Here is a 16,925-nt window from a genome sequence, read left to right on the forward strand (position 1 = left end):
GCCTTGGAACACCGAGCGGGTGCGATTGCTCAGCCGGCCAGCCTCGTTGCCACCATGTGCAGACAGGAGTGCCTGTCGTCACATGCCGTGGGCAGGCAGACTTCCAGACTGGGACACCCGCGTGGACACGCGCATGTGAGACATCGAGATGGCAGATCCCAAAGAGCTGCAGGACAAATTCTGGAAAGCCCTGAAATCCGATCGCACCGTGATGCTGGGTCTGGATGGCGTGGAAGACGGGCATGCACGCCCGATGACCGCGCAGATCGAAGGCGATAGCGGTGGTCCGATCTGGTTCTTCACCTCCAAGGACAATGCGCTGATTTCCATGCTGGGGCAGGGCCGCCGTGTCATCGGCGCCTTCAGCAGCAAGGGACACGACCTGTTCGCCAGCATCAGCGGCTCGTTGCGGGAAGACACCGATCCGGCCGTGGTCGAGCGTCTGTGGAACCCGCATGTCGCTGCCTGGTATGAAGGCGGCAAGGACGACCCCAAGTTGGCGCTGCTGCGTCTGGACACCGATCACGCGCAGATCTGGCTCAATGGTTCCAGTCTGTTGGCCGGCATCAAGGTGTTGTTCGGCGTCGACCCGAAAAAGGATTACCAGGACAAGGTGGCGGACGTTCCGCTGCGTTGAGGCCTGCTGCACGCCTGCACGATCTTCGCGATGGTGCACGGGTCTTATCCATTCATGTGCTGTCGCTTGCGCGGGCGCCGATCCGGTTGTGAGGCCGGATCGGCGCCGCCAGCCTGGACTGCATTCAAAAGCGGCCCTGGCGTCATGCGCTGTGCGCCCGCCCTAGGAGAAACGAGATGCAACAGATCGAAATCGGCCAGATGGTGTTTGTGCGCGATGGCGAAGTCGGCGTCGGTGCCATCCGCGAGGTGCGCAAGGATGGCGCCGAGCTGGTCATCAATATCGAAAACGGCGGCGACTTCGTGCTGCCTGCAACGGTGGTGCGCGATGTGCATTCCGGCAAGGTGATGCTGGATGTCGAGCAACTGCCGGAAGACGTGCGCAATGCCTTGCGTCATCCACACGACAACGAGTTGCCAACCAGTACGTATGCGGCCAGCGACCCGCAGGATGGCGCGCTTACGTAATCGGGCTAGCTACGAACCAGGTTCAAAGTCCGGCCGCACACCCTCAGGAAGTAAAAATGTCCGCGGCGCGGCATCGGACGGGCCAGCCGACGGTAGCGCCGGTCGCTCGGCCTCGTCCTTTAGCTGCACGCCGGACAGCTTGCGTCGGAACGATTCGCGCAGCAGGTACGCAAGCTTGTGCGTGGCGTCGGCGTAGCTCAGTCCCTCGGCGCGGATATTGGAGATGCAATTGCGCGTGGCGTCGGTCAGGCCGACGCGCGGCGCGTAGGTCAGATACAGGCCCACGCTGTCGGGCGAGCTCAGGCCTGGTCGCTCGCCGATCAACACGATCACCAGGCGCGCCTTGAGCAGTTCGCCGACCTCGTCGCCGATGGCGACGCGGCCTTGTGCGATCAATACCACCGGTGCCAACGACCAGCTTTCGCGCGCGGCCAGGGTGTCGATATGCTCCAGCATCTGCGCTGCGTGCCGATGCACCGCCAACGCAGAGAGTCCGTCGGCGACCACCACGGCGACATCGTGCCCGCCGCCGTGCACCGCGGTCAGGCCACGCAGATGCGCGGCCGCATCCTCGCCCAGGCGCCGGCCCAGGTCCGGACGTTGCAGATAGGTGTGCCGGTCCACCGCCGCGCTGTGCAGCAGAATGCTGTCCTGCCCGCGCTGTTGCAGCGCTGCCTGCAGCGGTAGCGGATCGAAGGCCAGATGCACCGCATCGCGCGCCTGCGCATGCGCAAGCTGGAAATCCAAATGCGCGGCGGTCGGCAGGCTGGTGCCGACGCGCCCCAGCGCGATACGCGCCGGTGTGAGCCGACGCAGCTGCGCCCAGGCATCGCGCGGAAGAGTGGTCGGGCCGCTCATTGCACGCTGCCGGCGTTCAATTGCTCCAGCGCACGCCGGAACGGTGCGGGAAGCTCGCTGCCGAGTTCGAAGCGACCGTCGCGCAGGCGCAGGATGCCTTGCTGTTCCAGCCAGTGTTCGAACTCGGGCGCGGCGCGCAGGCCCAGCGCCTGGCGCGCATACAGCGCATCGTGAAACGAGGTGGTCTGGTAGTTGAGCATCACATCGTCGGAGCCGGGAATGCCCATGATGAAGTTGATGCCGGCGGTGCCGAGCAGGGTCAGCAGCACGTCCATGTCGTCCTGGTCCGCTTCGGCATGATTGGTGTAGCAGATGTCGCAGCCCATCGGTACGCCGAGCAGCTTGCCGCAGAAGTGATCCTCCAGCCCGGCACGGATGATCTGCTTGCCGTCGTAGAGATATTCCGGGCCGATAAAGCCCACCACGGTGTTCACCAGCAGCGGCTTGAACTGCCGCGCCACGGCGTAGGCGCGCACCTCGCAGGTCTGCTGATCGACGCCATGATGCGCATTGGCCGACAACGCACTGCCCTGGCCGGTCTCGAAATACATCACGTTGTCGCCGACGCTGCCGCGCCGCAACGAGAGCCCGGCGTCCTGGCCTTCCTGCAGCAGCGCCAGATTGATGCCGAAGCTGGCATTGGCCGCTTCGGTGCCGGCGATCGACTGGAACACCAGATCCACCGGCACGCCGCGGTTGATCGCGTCGATGGTGGTGGTGATATGCGCCAGCACGCAGGACTGCGTGGGGATCTTGTAGCCGGTGATCACCGCATCGAGCATGCGCAGCAATGCGGTGGCGGCGGCCAGGCTGTCGCTGGCAGGATTGATGCCGATCACCGCATCGCCGTTGCCGTACAACAAGCCGTCGAGCACGCTGGCGGCAATGCCGGTGGCATCGTCGGTGGGGTGGTTGGGCTGCAGGCGCGTGGACAGGCGTCCACGCAGGCCCAGCGTATTGCGAAAGCGTGTGACCACGCGCGTCTTCTGCGCGACCAGGATCAGGTCCTGCACGCGCATCAGCTTCGATACCGCCGCCACCATTTCCGGTGTGAGTCCCGGTGCCAGTGCAGTCAATGCCGCTTCGTCGGCCTGCGCACTCAACAGCCAGTCACGAAAGCCACCGACGGTAAGATGCGCCACCATGGCAAATGCCGCCGCATCGTGCTGGTCGACGATCAGGCGGGTGACTTCGTCCGATTCGTACGGCACCACCGCCTCATCAAGGAAGTGACGCAGCGGCAGGTCCGCCAGCGCCATCTGCGCAGCCACCCGCTGCAGCCCGGAGTCGGCGGCGAGCCCGGCCAGTTGGTCGCCCGAGCGCGGCGGCGTGGCCTTGGCCAGCAGGGTCTTCAGATCGGCAAACTGGAAGCGCTCGCCGCCGGCGGTAAACGCGAACCCGCTCATCTGGCGCTGGCCGCAGGCGTGGCTTGGCTGCGCAAGCTCAGCACGCAACACAGCGCACCGAACAGCAGCAGGCCCACGAAGATCAGCGCCACGATCGGGTTGAACCAGACCATCGCCACCAGACACACCAGCGCCAGCAGCAGCGCGATTGCCGGCACCACCGGATAGCCCGGCGCGCGAAAGCTGCGCTCCAGCCCGGGTTCGGCGCGGCGCAGCTTGAACAGGCTGAGCATGCTCATCACATACATCACGATCGCGCCGAATACCGACATGGTGATCATCGCCGCGGTCAGCGACATGCCCTGGATCTTGACCACGCTGTCGCTGCAGATCGCCGCGATGCCGATCGCGCCGCCGGCAAGAATCGCGCGATGCGGCGTGCGAAAGCGCGACAGCCTGGCCAGCCCGTGCGGCAGGAACCCGGCACGCGCCAACGCAAAGAACTGCCGCGAATACCCCAGGATGATGCCGTGGAAGCTGGCCACCAGGCCGAACAGGCCGATCCACACCAGCATGTGCAGCCAGGTCGAACTGTTGCCGACCACCGCCTTCATCGCCTGCGGCAGCGGATCGTTGATGTTGGAGAGCTGACGCCAGTCGCCGACCCCGCCCGCAAACACCATCACGCCCAGCGCCAGCAACACCAGGGTGAGGATGCCGGCGATGTAGGCGCGCGGAATCGTACGCTTGGGATCCCTGGCCTCTTCGGCCGCCATCGCCGCGCCCTCGATCGCCAGAAAGAACCAGATCGCAAACGGGATCGCGGCGAAGATGCCGGACATCGCGGCCGGGCCGAACACATCGCGACCGGCCCAGCCATTGGCGGCAAAGCGCGCAACGCTGAAGCCCGGCGCCACCACGCCCATGAACACCAGCAGCTCGATCACCGCCAGCAAGGTCACGATCAGCTCGAAGGTGGCGGCGATCGCCACGCCGACGATGTTCAAGCCCATGAAGATCGCATACGCGCCGATCGCAGCGATGCGCGGGTCCAGGGCCGGGAACTGCACGTTGAGATAGGCGCCGATCGCCATCGCAATGGCCGGCGGCGCGAACACGAACTCGATCAGCGTGGCCAGGCCCGCCAGCATGCCGCCATAGGTGCCGAATGCGCGCAGGCTGTAGGCGAACGGCCCACCCGCATTGGGGATGGCGGTGGTCAGCTCGGTAAAGCTGAAGATGAAGCAGGTGTACATCACCGCGACCAGCAGCGTGGTCACCAGAAAGCCCAGCGTGCCGGCAGTGCCCCAGCCGTAGCTCCAGCCGAAATACTCGCCGGAGATCACCAGGCCCACGGCGATCCCCCACAGTTGCCAGGTGCCCAGGGTGGGTTCGAGCTGCTCGTTGCGCATGTCGCGCATCTCCTGCGGTCGGGGGAGGGAGATGAAGCAGGCCCGGCGGCCAAGCACTGGACCGACCGCCAGTGACCGATTGCCCGCCGGTGCATGGCGACGATCGACGGCCGTTCCGGTTATACCCCAAAGCCTTGCGGCGAACACAAGCGCAACGGGTGGGTCGCGGGGAACATGCCGCCGCGCGCCAGCCCCGTCGACACACCGCGCGCGCAGGCTACTTGCTGCGCTCAAGCACCAGCAGCGGATCGATGCGCACGTCGAACCAGTTCATCCCCCAATGCAGATGCGGCCCGGTCGCGCGCCCGGTGGCACCGACGGCCGCAATCACCTGGCCTTGCTCCACCCGGTCGCCCACCTTTACGTCGATGCGCGACAGGTGCAGGAAATTCGAGCTCACGCCGAAGCCATGGTCCAACAGCACGGTGCCGCCGGTCAGATACAGGTCCGGTGCGGCAAAGGTCACCACGCCGGCGGCCGGCGCCTTGACCGGCGTGCCGGTGGGCACGGCGATATCCATGCCCGAGTGGCCGGCACCGGGCTGGCCGTTGTAGACGCGCGCATTGCCGAAGCGCCCGCTGATGCGGCCCTGCACCGGCCAGATGAAGGGCTGGGCGAAATCGGTGCGGGCATCGTCGCGATCGCGCGCGGCGGTGACCTGCGCCTGCTCGCGCTTGATCCGCTCGGCGATCGCCGCAGGCGGATTGACCGTCTTGGGCGGCACGCCGTTGACGCGCTCCACCGGCCAGTCGCGCGGCGTCACCGCGATGCTGGCGGTCTGTTTGCTGCCATCGGGCCGGGTGATCTGCACCTGCAACGGGCCGGTTGCATCGCGGCCGATGCCGAACACCACGCTGCCATAGCCGCTGACCCGCAAGCTGCGGCCGGCGTACTGCACCTGGCTGCCCGCCGGCACCTTGCCGATCACCAGCGCGCCCTGGGAGGCGCTCTGCGGGAAGACTGCTTCCGCGGCGTCGGCAGACTGCGCAGCCACGCTGCCGACAGCGAGCGAGAACGGCGCCAGCGCAAGCCAGGCGCCAATCAGGGCTGCGCGCATCAGCGGTCGAAGGTCAGGCGTTGACCGGCGGCAGTGCCGACCAATTGTTCGCCGTCCCACACCTGCCGACCGTTGACCCAGGTCGCGGCGATGCGCGAGCGGAACGTGGTGCCTTCGAACGGCGACCAGCCGCACTTGGACAGCACCTGCTCGCGCTTCACCGTGAACGGGGTGTTGTCGATCATCACCAGGTCGGCGAAATAGCCTTCGCGCAGAAAACCGCGTTCTTCCACATCGAACAACTGCGCCGGCGCATGCGCGAACTTCTGCACGATGCGGGTGATCGGCAGCTTGCCCTCGTGCACCAGCTCCAGCGCGGCCACCAGCGCATACTGCACCAGCGGCAGGCCGGAGGGTGCCTGCGCGTAGGGCTTCTGCTTTTCTTCCCAGGTATGCGGCGCATGGTCGGTGGCGAGCACGTCGATGACGTCTTCGGCCAACGCCTCGATCAGCGCCAGGCGGTCGTCGGCGTCCTTGATCGCGGGGTTGCACTTGATCAGGTTGCCCAGCCGCGCGTAATCGCTGCGGTCGAAGCGCAGAAAATGGATGCAGGTCTCGGCGGTGATGCGCTTGCGCAGCTTGCCCTCGGCATCCACCAGCGGGCCGGCCTCGAACAGCGCCAGCTCATCGGCGGTGGAGATATGCAGCACGTGCAGGCGGGTGTTGTGCTTGCGCGCCAGCGACACCGCCAGCTGCGAGGACGTCAGGCAGGCCTGCCGCGAGCGGATGTCCGGGTGCATCTCCGGGGTCAACGCGTCGCCATAGGTTTCCTTGTACTGCGCCAGCGTCGCATCGATGGTCGGGGTGTCTTCGCAGTGGGTGATGATCGGCGTCGGCGCGTCGCGGAAGATCGCGTCCAGCGTCTCGGGGTTGTCGACCAGCATGTTGCCGGTGGAGGCGCCCATGAACACCTTGATGCCCGGGGCGGTCTTCGGGTCCAGCGTCTGGATCGCGGCCAGATTGTCGTTGCTGGCGCCCATGTAGAAGCCGTAGTTGGCCCAGGCACGCCCGGCCGCCGCGTCGTACTTGTCCTGCAGTGCGGCCGCGTTCAGCGTCGGCGGATTGGTGTTGGGCATGTCCATGAAGCTGGTCAGCCCACCGGCCACCGCGGCGCCGGATTCGGTCGCGATATCGCCCTTGTGGGTCAGGCCCGGCTCGCGAAAGTGCACCTGGTCGTCGATCATGCCCGGCAGCACCCAGCGTCCGGCAGCGTCCACCACGGTGTCACCTGCGGCTGGGGCGATCTTGCCGGCGATCCTGGCGATACGGCCAGCTTCGATCAGCAGATCGGCGTCGAATTCCTTGCCTTCGTTGACCAGGCGGGCGTTGACGATGAGAGTTCGGCTCATGGATGAGGTCCTTTGCAACTGCAGGAAGGGGGAGCGGGCGATGACGCGGACGCAGGCGCGTCGGGGACAGGGTCGAACCCGCCCGGATGGAAGGGATGGCAGCGGCCGAGCCGGCGCGCGGCCAGCCAGCAACCGCGCATCGGGCCGAAGCGGCCGATCGCGGTCATCGCATACTCCGAGCAACTGGGCGCAAAACGGCAACGCGGCCCCAGCAAGGGGCTGATGAACCGCTTGTAGAAACGCAGCAGCGCGATGAGCAGGCGTGAGATCACTTGCCAATGATATGCCACTTGGATTAATACGTGGTTGCCGGGGGTCCGTGGGGTAAGCTATAAAGGCCCGCTTTCCCGGGCCCCGGGGGAACCAAGGATGAGCGTTTCGTGGCTGCTAAAAAACCTGCAAAAAAGGCCGTAGAGGCCGCCAAGAAGTCCGCCAAACCCGTTGCGAAGAAGGCAGCGGCGCCCGTCGCTGCAAAACCGGCCGCCAAGCAGGCGACGCCGGCTGCCAAGCAACCGGTTGCCAAGAAGGTAGCTGCGGGCAAGACCGTGGCCAAGCCGGCGCCGGTCGCCAAGACCGCAGCGTCCAAACCCGTGGCCGCCAAACCTGTAAAATCTCCTGTCGCCAAGAGTGCTGCCAAGCCGGCGGCGAACAAGGCAGCTCCGGCTGCCGCCAAACCGGCCGCCAAGCCGGTGGCGCCCAAGTCCGTACCGAAGCCGGCTACCAAGTCGACTGCGGCCAAGTCAGTCCCGGTCAAGGCTGAAAAGCCCGCGCCCGCACCGGCCGCCAAGGCCGTCCCTGCGAAGCCGGCAAAGCCTGCGACCCCGTCACTTAAGAATCCCGTGCCCGTTTCGAAATCTTCAGCAAAAACGCCAACCAAAACCGAAGCTCCCGCCAAGCCCGCCGCGACCCGTCCGGTCGGCAAGGTGGCCGTGGCCGTGACTTCCAAGCCGTCCAGCCCGACCCCCAAGACCAAGTACAAGGTGGTCGAGTACAAGACCGACGAAGCCACCGGTCGTCCGATCCTGCCGCAGGGCTACAAGCCTGCAGCCGATGAAGAGTACATGAGCAAGCTGCAGCAGGAGTACTTCCGTCAGCGCCTGCAGAGCTGGCGCAACGACCTGGTCGAAGAGTCCAAGCAGACCATCGAAAACCTGCGCGAAGAAGTACGCGACATCGGCGACGAAGCCGAGCGTGCCACGCGCGAGACCGAGAACTCGCTGGAGCTGCGCACCCGCGACCGGCACCGCAAGCTGATCGGCAAGATCGACAGCACGCTCAAGCGTCTGGAAGACGGCGACTACGGCTATTGCGTGGACACCGGCGAAGAGATTGGCATCGACCGCCTGGAAGCGCGTCTGACCGCCGAGCGCACCATCGACGCCCAGGAGCGTTGGGAGCACTTGCAGAAGCAGCAGGGCGACTGATCGTTCGACAAGGTCGAATCGCTATCAATCGACTGAAAAGACCCCGCCCTGTGCGGGGTTTTTTATGTGCATCGCGCCATCTGGGATGGGCGCTGCATTCACCGGCATCCCTGACGGGTGTCGGGCGGGCGTCGGTTGCGTGATACGCGAGCAGACGTGCGGGAGTGCGCTGTGACGTATCGCCTGCGCGCGCAGGCGATCGCTTTGGCGCGCAGGGATCTCGAGTCCGATGGAGGGCACGGCTGCAGTGCCCGAAGCGAAACCAGCTGCCGGTGGTAGCGGCAACCGGCACTGCATCATTGCGGACCTCACTGCAGGTCGCGCAGGTCCAGCTTGCGCAGCTTGGGCGCCTTCCACGCGGTGGTGGCGACAACGCCCAGGGTCACGCAGCCGCCGATCACCACCGCCGGTACCAGGCCGACCAGGCGTGCCATCACCCCGTCGTAGAACGCACCCAGCTCGTTGGACGAGCCGATGAAGATGCCGTTGATCGACGACACCCGGCCGCGCATCGCATCGGGCGTGGCCAGCTGCAGGATGGTCTGGCGCACCACCACCGACACCCCGTCGCACATGCCGTAGACCAGCAGGATCGCCGCCGACAGCCAGAAGTGCCGCGACAGGCCGAAGGCGATCGTGCACAGCCCGAAGCCGGCCACCGACCACATCAGGATGCGCCCGGCATTGCGCTGCAGCGGGTGCCGGGCCAGCCACACCCCGACCGCGATCGAGCCCAGCGCCGGGGCGCCGCGCAGGATGCCCAGGCCTTCCGGGCCGTAGTGCAGGATGTCGTGGATGAAGGCCGGCAGCATCGACACCGCGCCGCCCAGCAACACCGAGAACATGTCCAGCGCCATCGCGCCCAGCATGACCTGGTTGGACAGCACGAACTGCGCACCTTCGGCGATGCTGCGGAAGATCGGCGCACGCGGGCCTGCGTTGACCGGCTCGCTGACCCGCAACAGCGCCAGTGCCAGGATCGCCAACAGCGCCACGCCGGCGGCCACGCCATAGGCCAGGCCCTTGCCGCCCCAGCCGACCAGCACGCCGCCCAGCGCCGGGCCGATCACCATGCCGGCCTGGAAGGTGACGCTGCCGATGCTGGCGCCGCGGGCGAAGGCCTCGCGCGGCAGCGCACGTGCGAACAGCGCGTTATAGACCGGCGACAGGAACGAGCGCGCTGCACCGGTCAGCGCGATGGCCGCGTAGATCGGCCACACGCCCTGCACCGGCAGCCAGCCATGGGTGATGGCCAACAGCAGCAGCGCGGTGGCGACCAGGCCGAGCACCGCGACCATGCCCAGCCGTCGGCGCGGCAGATGATCGACCAGATAGCCGGCAAACGGCGCGATGCAGAAGAACGGCAGGATCTCCGCCAGGCCGATCAGCCCGAGCGAGAGCGGATTGCGGGTGATCTCGTAGATATGCCAGCCGACCGTGACCGCGACGATCTGGTACGACAGCATCGCCGCCACGCGATACAGCAGCACCAGGCCGAAGCCGGGGTGGGCCAGCAGCGTACGCAGCGAGGCGGCAGGCGAGGGCGTCGGGGTGCTCACTGCTGGGCGCGGGCGGTGTCGCGGATGAAGGCCAGCATTGCCGCCACGCCATTGCTGCGGGTCGGCGACAGATGCTTGGCCAGCCCGATGCCGGCGATGTAGTCCGGCTCGGTGGCCAGGATCTCCTGCGCGCTGCGCCCGGAGTACACGCGCAAGGCCAGATAGATCAGCCCGGAGACGATCGCCGAGTCGCTGACGGCGTGGAAGTCCAGCCGCTCGGCATTGCCCTCCGGCACGATCCACACCATCGACTGGCAGCCATGCAGGCGGTGTTCTTCGCTCTTCCACTGTTCGGGGAAGCCGGGCAGCTTGCGGCCCAGGTCGATCAGGTACTGGTAGCGCTCGGACCAGTCGCCGAAGAAGGAGAACTCCTCGGCAATGGCGGCCTGCGCTTGGACGGCGGTGGGTTCGAGCGGGAAGGGGGTGGTGGTCATCAAAAATCCAGAATCGGTCGGTGATCGCGCTGCCCGGCGACACCACAATGGTGCCCCTCTCCCTGCGGGAGCGGGGTTGGGGGTGAGGGTAGGGGCGAAGCCTCGCTGGAATTGGATGCGGGTGGCTTCGCTCCTACCTCAAGGAAGGTGCATGTGGCTGCGCTCGCACCCTCATCCGCCCCTGCGGGGCAGCTTCTCCCGAAGGGAGAAGGGAAGAAGGTCATGCGCGCTTCCAGCGCACGCCTTGCGGGGTGTCTTCCAGCACGATGCCTTCGTCGGCCAGCTGCGTGCGGATGGCGTCGGCGCGGGCGAAATCCCTGGCTTTCTTTGCGGCATTGCGTTCTTCGACCAGCGCGGTGATGCGCGCATCGTCGCCGGCGTCGGTGCCGCGCGAGAACCAGGCGGCCGGGTCCTGCTGCAGCAGTCCCAGCGCCAGGCCTGCGCCGAGCAGCCGGGACTTCAGGCCGGACAGCGCGGCAACACCTGCCGATGCGTCGCTGCCATGCGCGAGTTGGGTGCGTAGCGCGCGGGCCTCGGAGGCGATGCTGGCGATGACCGACAGCGCAAGCGGGGTGTTGAGGTCGTCGTCGAGCGCGGCTTCCACCTCGTCGGGAATCGTGGCCGGCTGCGCAGGGGTGATCTCGGCAGCGTGTTCGGCCGCGGCCAGGTCGCGCACGGTGCCGTACAGCCGGTCCAGCGTGTTCTTGGCTTGTTCGATCAGGCCGTCGGACCAGTCCAGCGGCTGCCGGTAATGCGCGCTCAGCAGCGCGTAGCGCAGCGCCTCGGGCGGGTGCCGGGCGATCAGGTCGTGTACGGTCTCGATATTGCCCAGCGACTTGCTCATCTTGGCGCCGCTGAAGTTGAGCATGCCGTTGTGCAGCCAGAACCGCGCGAAGGTCGCTCCGCCATGCGCGCACTCGCTCTGCGCGATCTCGTTCTCGTGATGCGGGAACTGCAGGTCCACGCCGCCGGCATGGATGTCGATGGTCGGGCCCAGGTGCGCGGCAGCCATCGCCGAGCATTCGATATGCCAGCCCGGGCGGCCGCGGCCCCACGGCGAGTCCCAGCCGGGCAGCTCGTCGCTGGAGGGCTTCCACAGCACGAAGTCGCCGGGGTCGCGCTTGTACGGCGCCACGTCCACGCGCGCGCCGGCCAGCATCTCGTCCGGATCGCGGCGCGAGAGCTTGCCGTAGTGCGCGAAGCTGGCCACCGCGAACAGCACATGGCCTTCGGCGGCATAGGCATGGCCGTTGCCAATCAACTGCTCGATCATCGCCACGATCTGCGGGATATGCGCGGTGGCTTCCGGTTCGATGCCCGGCGGCAGCACGCCGAGCGCGGCCATGTCCTGGCGGTAGATCGCGGCGAAGCGGTCGGTGATGGCCGAGATCGGCACGCCCTGCGCCCGCGCGGCGGCGTTGATCTTGTCGTCCACGTCGGTGATGTTGCGCGCGTAGCGCAGCGCGCCGTAGCGCCGCCGCAGCAAGGCGGCCAGCACGTCGAACACGACCGGGCCGCGGGCGTTGCCGATATGCGCGTAGTTGTAGACGGTGGGGCCGCACACATACAGGGTGGGGCTGGACGGATCGAGCGGTGCGAACGGCTCGACCCGCCGCGTCAGGTTGTTGTGCAGGCGCAGGCTCATCGGCATCTGAAAAAGGATAACCGGGCGATTCTAGCCGGTCGCGGCGGTGTGGCGAACCAACTGCACGACCGCAGCTGCGCCGGTGACCGGATGGGCTGCGTTCAGCCCAAGGGATCGCAAGCTCCATACACTTACGTATTGCCTGGCTGCGCCCTCCTGGTACTGATGCGACCTTTCCCGTTCTTCCTGCTGCTGTGTGTGTTCGCCTGGCAGGCATCGTCAGCACACGCGGCAGAAACCGATCCCAAGAACCGGGTGGTAGTGATCGAGAACGTGAAGCTGGATTACGCGCAGGTGCTCAACGTCGAGCCGGTCTACCAGACCTTGCGTGCCACCCGCATCGAAGAGCAATGCGAGGCCGAGCCGGTCGCACCGGTGGCAGTGGCGCCGGTCGAGGACGAGGGCCGCATCAACCGGATGGTGGATTCGGTCAAGGAGATGTTCTCCCGTCGCCCCGAGCCGGCGTCCGTGCCGATGGCGGTGCCGCCGACCAGCACGCGCCGCAACTGCCGGGTGGTGGAAGTGCCGCGCGAGTTCCGGCGGCCGATCGCCTTCGATGTGGACTACGTCTACAAGGGCACCAAATACCGGTCGCGGCTGCCGGAAGATCCGGGCAACCGGCTGCGCATCCGCGTGTCGGTCACCCCGTACATTCCCGACGCCATCGTCGCGCCGCCGCGCTGAGCCGCGCAGCGGTTGCGCTGTGCCCGCATGCATGCGAGGATTCGCGCCCTATGTACGCAAACGCCTTTCAGCACGACACCAGCGCCGCCCGGATGGCCTCCGGCATGACCTCGCGTGCCCGCCGACCGGAATCCCACATTTTCGCTGGGTAACCGGAGCGTTTTGCTGTTCCGCCGTTGAAAACCCAGCCCGCAGGCTGGGTTTTTTCGTTTTGACGTCACAAAAGTTTCAACCGCAAGAAACGCGCATGTCGCGCACCCGCCGCTCCTGGCGGACCACGCAGCAGAAGCACGCAGCACAAGGACCGATCGATGTCACTGAAGCACTTCTTGAACACCCAGGACTGGAGCCGCGCCGAACTGGACGCGCTGTTGACCCAGGCCGCGTTGTTCAAACGCAACAAGCTGGGAAGCGAGCTGAAGGGCAAGTCGATCGCGCTGGTGTTCTTCAACCCGTCCATGCGCACCCGCACCAGCTTCGAGCTGGGCGCGTTCCAGCTGGGCGGGCATGCGGTGGTGTTGCAGCCGGGCAAGGACGCCTGGCCGATCGAGTTCAATCTGGGCACGGTGATGGACGGCGACACCGAAGAGCACATCGCCGAAGTGGCGCGGGTGCTCGGCCGTTACGTCGATCTGATCGGCGTGCGCGCGTTCCCGAAGTTCGTCGACTGGTCCAAGGACCGCGAGGACCAGGTGCTCAGGAGCTTCGCCAAGTATTCGCCGGTGCCGGTGATCAACATGGAGACGATCACCCACCCGTGCCAGGAGCTGGCGCACGCGATGGCGTTGCAGGAACACTTCGGCACCCAGGATCTGCGCGGCAAGAAGTACGTGCTGACCTGGACCTATCACCCCAAGCCGTTGAATACCGCGGTGGCCAATTCCGCGCTCACCATCGCCACCCGCATGGGCATGGACGTGACCCTGCTGTGCCCGACGCCGGACTACATCCTGGACCCGCGCTACATGGACTGGGCGGCGCAGAACGTGGCCGAAAGCGGCGGCTCGCTGCAGGTCAGCCACGATATCGACAGCGCCTACGCCGGCGCCGATGTGGTGTATGCCAAGAGCTGGGGCGCGTTGCCGTTCTTCGGCAACTGGGAACCGGAAAAGCCGATCCGCGACCAGTACCAGCACTTCATCGTCGACGAACGCAAGATGGCGCTGACCAACAACGGCGTGTTCTCGCACTGCCTGCCGCTGCGTCGCAACGTCAAGGCCACCGACGCGGTGATGGATTCGCCCAACTGCATCGCCATCGACGAAGCCGAGAATCGCCTGCATGTGCAGAAGGCGATCATGGCGGCGCTCGCTTCGCAAGCGGGAATCGGTAATCGGGAATAGAGAATCGCAACAGCAAGAACGTTGATCCCCACTTTTACGTACCAAGGAAACAATGATGAGCACTGCTTCCACCATTCCCGATTCCCAACTCCCGATTCCCGGCAGCGAGAAGGACATCGTCCTGGCGTTTTCCGGTGGCCTGGATACCAGCTTCTGCATTCCGTATCTGCAGGCGCAGGGCTATGCGGTGCACACCGTGTTTGCCGATACCGGCGGGGTGGATGCCGAGGAGCGTGATTTCATCGAAAAGCGCGCGGCCGAACTCGGTGCCGCCAGCCATGTCACCGTCGATGGCGGTCCGGCCATCTGGCAGGGCTTCGTCAAGCCGTTCGTGTGGGCGGGCGAGGGCTACCAGGGCCAGTATCCGTTGCTGGTGTCCGACCGTTACCTGATCGTCGATGCCGCGCTCAAGCGCGCCGCGGAACTGGGCACGCGCAGCATCGCGCACGGTTGCACCGGCATGGGCAACGACCAGGTGCGTTTCGACCTGGCAGTGAAGGCACTGGGCGATTACCAGATCGTGGCGCCGATCCGCGAGATCCAGAAGGAGCATACCCAGACCCGCGCCTACGAGCAGAAGTATCTGGAAGAGCGCGGCTTCGGCGTGCGCGCCAAGCAGCAGGCCTACACCATCAACGAGAACCTGCTCGGGCTGACCATGTCCGGCGGCGAGATCGACCGTTGGGAAGCGCCGGGCGAGGGTGCGCGCGGCTGGTGCGCGCCGCGCAGCGAGTGGCCGGCCGAGCCGCTGACCGTCACCCTGACGTTCGTCGAAGGCGAGGCCGTTGAACTCAATGGCAAGGCGCTGCCGGGCGAGCAGATCCTGGCCCAGCTCAACAAGCTGTTCGCGCCCTACGGCGTGGGCCGTGGCGTCTACACCGGCGACACCGTGATCGGGTTGAAGGGCCGCATCGTGTTCGAAGCGCCGGGCCTGATCTCGCTGCTGACCGCGCACCGCGCGCTGGAAGATGCGGTGCTGACCAAGCAGCAGAACCGCTTCAAGCCGGATGTGGCGCGCAAGTGGGTGGAGCTGGTGTACGAAGGCTTCTATCACGATCCGCTCAAGACCGACATCGAGGCGTTCCTGAAGTCGTCGCAGTCCAAGGTCAACGGCGAGGTCACGCTGGAAACCCGCGGCGGCCGCGTCGATGCGGTGGCGGTGCGCTCGCCGCACCTGCTCAACACAAAGGGCGCGACCTATGCGCAGTCGGCCGACTGGGGCGTGGAAGAGGCGGAAGGCTTCATCAAGCTGTTCGGGATGAGCTCGACGCTGTACGCGCAGGTGAATCGCTGAGGATCTAAAGCCCCTCTCCCCCGGGGCGAGAAGGCACGGCTTACGCGCCACTGGCGCGCGTGCCTTGGAGCGCCCGCGCCGCAAGCGCGGGTTGGGGTGAGGATACGGAGCGAAGCTCTCGATCCTCAGTGCACTGGGCTTCGCCCGTACCCTCATCCGCCCCTTCGGGGCACCTTCTCCCGGTGGGAGAAGGGTGGCTTCGATGAGATTTATGAGCTGTTTGCGCACCTTCCTTACTTCCGGTTAGCCGCCGCTTCGGACCATTGATCAAACCGACATGACCGATCTACTCGTCTCCACCCTCGAACACCTAGAACAGCTGGTGTCCTTCGACACCCGCAATCCGCCGCGGGCGATCGCTGCCGAGGGCGGCATCTTCGATTATCTGCGCGCGCAGCTGCCCGGTTTCCGGGTCGAGGTGATCGACCACGGTGCCGGTGCGGTGAGCCTGTATGCGGTGCGCGGTAAGCCCAGGTACCTGTTCAACGTGCATCTGGACACGGTGCCGGATTCGCCGCAGTGGAGTGCCGACCCGCACGTGATGCGGCGTACCGACGATCGCGTGATCGGCCTGGGCGTCTGCGACATCAAGGGGGCGGCAGCGGCGCTGGTGGCGGCAGCCAATGCCGGGCAGGGCGATGCGGCCTTGCTGTTTTCCTCCGACGAGGAAGCCAACGACCCGCGCTGCATCGCCGCGTTCCTGGCGCGTGGCGTGCCGTATGAGGCGGTGCTGGTCGCCGAGCCGACCATGAGCGAGGCAGTGCTGGCGCATCGCGGCATCAGCTCGGTGCTGATGCGGTTTGCCGGGCGTGCCGGGCATGCCTCGGGCAAGCAGGATCCATCCGCCAGTGCGCTGCACCAGGCGATGCGCTGGGGGGGCAGGGCGCTGGAGCATGTCGAGTCGCTGGCGCATGCGCGCTTCGGCGGCCTGACCGGCCTGCGCTTCAACATCGGTCGGGTCGAGGGCGGCATCAAGGCCAACATGATCGCGCCGGCGGCCGAGCTGCGTTTCGGCTTTCGTCCGCTGCCGTCGATGGACGTGGACGGTTTGCTGGCGACGTTTGCCGGATTTGCCGAGCCGGCCGCAGCGCAGTTCGAAGAAACCTTCCGCGGCCCCAGCCTGCCGTCCGGCGACATCGCGCGTGCCGAAGAACGCCGCCTGGCCGCACGCGATGTGGCCGATGCGCTGGACCTGCCGATCGGCAATGCGGTGGATTTCTGGACCGAGGCCTCGCTGTTTTCGGCTGGCGGTTACACCGCCCTGGTCTATGGCCCCGGCGATATCGCCCAGGCGCACACCGCCGATGAGTTCGTGACGCTTGCGCAGTTGCAGCGTTATGCCGAGTCGGTACATCGCATCATCAACGGCTCAAACTGAAGCCGCGTTCCGCGCCCTGGCGCGGCCTTTCCTCTCTT

General features: G+C 66.4%; 16 protein-coding genes. 7 read left to right on the forward strand and 9 right to left on the reverse strand.

Annotation, left to right across the window (positions count from 1 at the left end):
* The first annotated feature begins 148 nt into the window (after nt 1-148).
* Both FHT08_RS06915 and FHT08_RS06920 read left to right on the forward strand, forming a co-directional pair.
* On the forward strand, nt 149-637 hold the full coding sequence (locus FHT08_RS06915) for a pyridoxamine 5'-phosphate oxidase family protein (RefSeq protein WP_104537117.1): 489 nt from the start codon (nt 149-151) through the stop codon (nt 635-637).
* Nucleotides 638-813: 176 nt separating this feature from the next.
* Nucleotides 814-1,104 (forward strand): hypothetical protein, encoded by a 291-nt coding sequence (locus FHT08_RS06920; protein ID WP_166774650.1) that lies wholly within the window; start codon nt 814-816, stop codon nt 1,102-1,104.
* Between the two features lie 9 nt (nt 1,105-1,113).
* Here the strand turns inward: FHT08_RS06920 and eutC are convergent, their stop codons facing one another.
* The 6 genes from eutC to yidD all read right to left on the reverse strand — a co-directional run bounded on the left by eutC (nt 1,114) and on the right by yidD (nt 7,416).
* Nucleotides 1,114-1,962, reverse strand: coding sequence for an ethanolamine ammonia-lyase subunit EutC (eutC, locus tag FHT08_RS06925; RefSeq protein ID WP_166774651.1), 849 nt, complete (start codon nt 1,960-1,962; stop codon nt 1,114-1,116).
* A complete protein-coding gene (locus tag FHT08_RS06930; RefSeq protein WP_166774652.1) occupies nt 1,959-3,368 on the reverse strand; it encodes an ethanolamine ammonia-lyase subunit EutB in 1,410 nt (469 codons plus the stop codon). The genes eutC and FHT08_RS06930 overlap by 4 nt, the downstream gene beginning before the upstream one ends.
* Nucleotides 3,365-4,729 (reverse strand): ethanolamine permease, encoded by a 1,365-nt coding sequence (gene eat / locus FHT08_RS06935; RefSeq protein ID WP_166774653.1) that lies wholly within the window; start codon nt 4,727-4,729, stop codon nt 3,365-3,367. The genes FHT08_RS06930 and eat overlap by 4 nt, the downstream gene beginning before the upstream one ends.
* Nucleotides 4,730-4,937: 208 nt before the next feature.
* The gene (locus tag FHT08_RS06940) at nt 4,938-5,777 is read right to left on the reverse strand and encodes a M23 family metallopeptidase (protein WP_166774654.1); all 840 of its coding nucleotides are present in this window, start codon (nt 5,775-5,777) and stop codon (nt 4,938-4,940) included.
* Nucleotides 5,777-7,126 carry a dihydroorotase gene (locus FHT08_RS06945; RefSeq protein ID WP_166774655.1) on the reverse strand — a complete coding sequence of 450 codons (1,350 nt, stop codon included), beginning with the start codon at nt 7,124-7,126 and terminating at the stop codon, nt 5,777-5,779. Before FHT08_RS06945 ends, FHT08_RS06940 begins: the two co-directional genes overlap by 1 nt.
* Nucleotides 7,123-7,416 (reverse strand): membrane protein insertion efficiency factor YidD, encoded by a 294-nt coding sequence (gene yidD, locus FHT08_RS06950; protein ID WP_166774656.1) that lies wholly within the window; start codon nt 7,414-7,416, stop codon nt 7,123-7,125. The genes FHT08_RS06945 and yidD overlap by 4 nt, the downstream gene beginning before the upstream one ends.
* Before the next feature lie 90 nt (nt 7,417-7,506).
* Here yidD and dksA point away from each other — a divergent pair, with 90 nt between their 5' ends.
* Nucleotides 7,507-8,550: an RNA polymerase-binding protein DksA gene (gene dksA / locus FHT08_RS20200; protein ID WP_166774657.1), complete on the forward strand. Its 1,044-nt coding sequence runs from the start codon at nt 7,507-7,509 to the stop codon at nt 8,548-8,550.
* A gap of 308 nt (nt 8,551-8,858) precedes the next feature.
* Here the strand turns inward: dksA and FHT08_RS06960 are convergent, their stop codons facing one another.
* The 3 genes from FHT08_RS06960 to cysS form a co-directional block, all read right to left on the reverse strand.
* Complete coding sequence (locus FHT08_RS06960) at nt 8,859-10,109, reverse strand: MFS transporter (protein WP_166774658.1); 1,251 nt, start codon at nt 10,107-10,109, stop codon at nt 8,859-8,861.
* Complete coding sequence (locus tag FHT08_RS06965) at nt 10,106-10,543, reverse strand: SufE family protein (RefSeq protein WP_104537127.1); 438 nt, start codon at nt 10,541-10,543, stop codon at nt 10,106-10,108. The genes FHT08_RS06960 and FHT08_RS06965 overlap by 4 nt, the downstream gene beginning before the upstream one ends.
* A 220-nt stretch (nt 10,544-10,763) precedes the next feature.
* A complete protein-coding gene (gene cysS / locus FHT08_RS06970; RefSeq protein WP_166774659.1) occupies nt 10,764-12,188 on the reverse strand; it encodes a cysteine--tRNA ligase in 1,425 nt (474 codons plus the stop codon).
* A gap of 186 nt (nt 12,189-12,374) precedes the next feature.
* Between cysS and FHT08_RS06975 the strand changes: the two genes are divergently transcribed.
* The 4 genes from FHT08_RS06975 (at nt 12,375) to FHT08_RS06990 (ending at nt 16,887) form a co-directional block, all read left to right on the forward strand.
* Entirely contained in the window at nt 12,375-12,872 is a 498-nt protein-coding gene (locus FHT08_RS06975; RefSeq protein WP_166774788.1) for a hypothetical protein, read from the forward strand.
* Between the two features lie 311 nt (nt 12,873-13,183).
* Nucleotides 13,184-14,215: an N-acetylornithine carbamoyltransferase gene (locus FHT08_RS06980; protein WP_039526969.1), complete on the forward strand. Its 1,032-nt coding sequence runs from the start codon at nt 13,184-13,186 to the stop codon at nt 14,213-14,215.
* A 52-nt stretch (nt 14,216-14,267) separates the two neighbouring features.
* The gene (locus FHT08_RS06985; RefSeq protein WP_208408839.1) at nt 14,268-15,509 is read left to right on the forward strand and encodes an argininosuccinate synthase; all 1,242 of its coding nucleotides are present in this window, start codon (nt 14,268-14,270) and stop codon (nt 15,507-15,509) included.
* Nucleotides 15,510-15,786: 277 nt separating this feature from the next.
* On the forward strand, nt 15,787-16,887 hold the full coding sequence (locus tag FHT08_RS06990; RefSeq protein WP_104604761.1) for an acetylornithine deacetylase: 1,101 nt from the start codon (nt 15,787-15,789) through the stop codon (nt 16,885-16,887).
* Nucleotides 16,888-16,925: the final 38 nt, after the last annotated feature.

The organism is Xanthomonas sp. CFBP 8151, from assembly GCF_011761885.1.
Lineage (GTDB): Bacteria > Pseudomonadota > Gammaproteobacteria > Xanthomonadales > Xanthomonadaceae > Xanthomonas > Xanthomonas arboricola_B.

Bases quoted from the DNA above. Each gene is read 5' to 3' on its own strand.
- FHT08_RS06915 (WP_104537117.1), top strand. From the start codon at position 149: ATGGCAGATCCCAAAGAGCTGCAGGACAAATTCTGGAAAGCCCTGAAA.
- FHT08_RS06920 (WP_166774650.1), top strand. From the start codon at position 814: ATGCAACAGATCGAAATCGGCCAGATGGTGTTTGTGCGCGATGGCGAA.
- eutC (WP_166774651.1), bottom strand. From the start codon at position 1,962: ATGAGCGGCCCGACCACTCTTCCGCGCGATGCCTGGGCGCAGCTGCGT.
- FHT08_RS06930 (WP_166774652.1), bottom strand. From the start codon at position 3,368: ATGAGCGGGTTCGCGTTTACCGCCGGCGGCGAGCGCTTCCAGTTTGCC.
- eat (WP_166774653.1), bottom strand. From the start codon at position 4,729: ATGCGCGACATGCGCAACGAGCAGCTCGAACCCACCCTGGGCACCTGG.
- FHT08_RS06940 (WP_166774654.1), bottom strand. From the start codon at position 5,777: ATGCGCGCAGCCCTGATTGGCGCCTGGCTTGCGCTGGCGCCGTTCTCG.
- FHT08_RS06945 (WP_166774655.1), bottom strand. From the start codon at position 7,126: ATGAGCCGAACTCTCATCGTCAACGCCCGCCTGGTCAACGAAGGCAAG.
- FHT08_RS06965 (WP_104537127.1), bottom strand. From the start codon at position 10,543: ATGACCACCACCCCCTTCCCGCTCGAACCCACCGCCGTCCAAGCGCAG.
- cysS (WP_166774659.1), bottom strand. From the start codon at position 12,188: ATGAGCCTGCGCCTGCACAACAACCTGACGCGGCGGGTCGAGCCGTTC.
- FHT08_RS06980 (WP_039526969.1), top strand. From the start codon at position 13,184: ATGTCACTGAAGCACTTCTTGAACACCCAGGACTGGAGCCGCGCCGAA.
- FHT08_RS06985 (WP_208408839.1), top strand. From the start codon at position 14,268: ATGATGAGCACTGCTTCCACCATTCCCGATTCCCAACTCCCGATTCCC.
- FHT08_RS06990 (WP_104604761.1), top strand. From the start codon at position 15,787: ATGACCGATCTACTCGTCTCCACCCTCGAACACCTAGAACAGCTGGTG.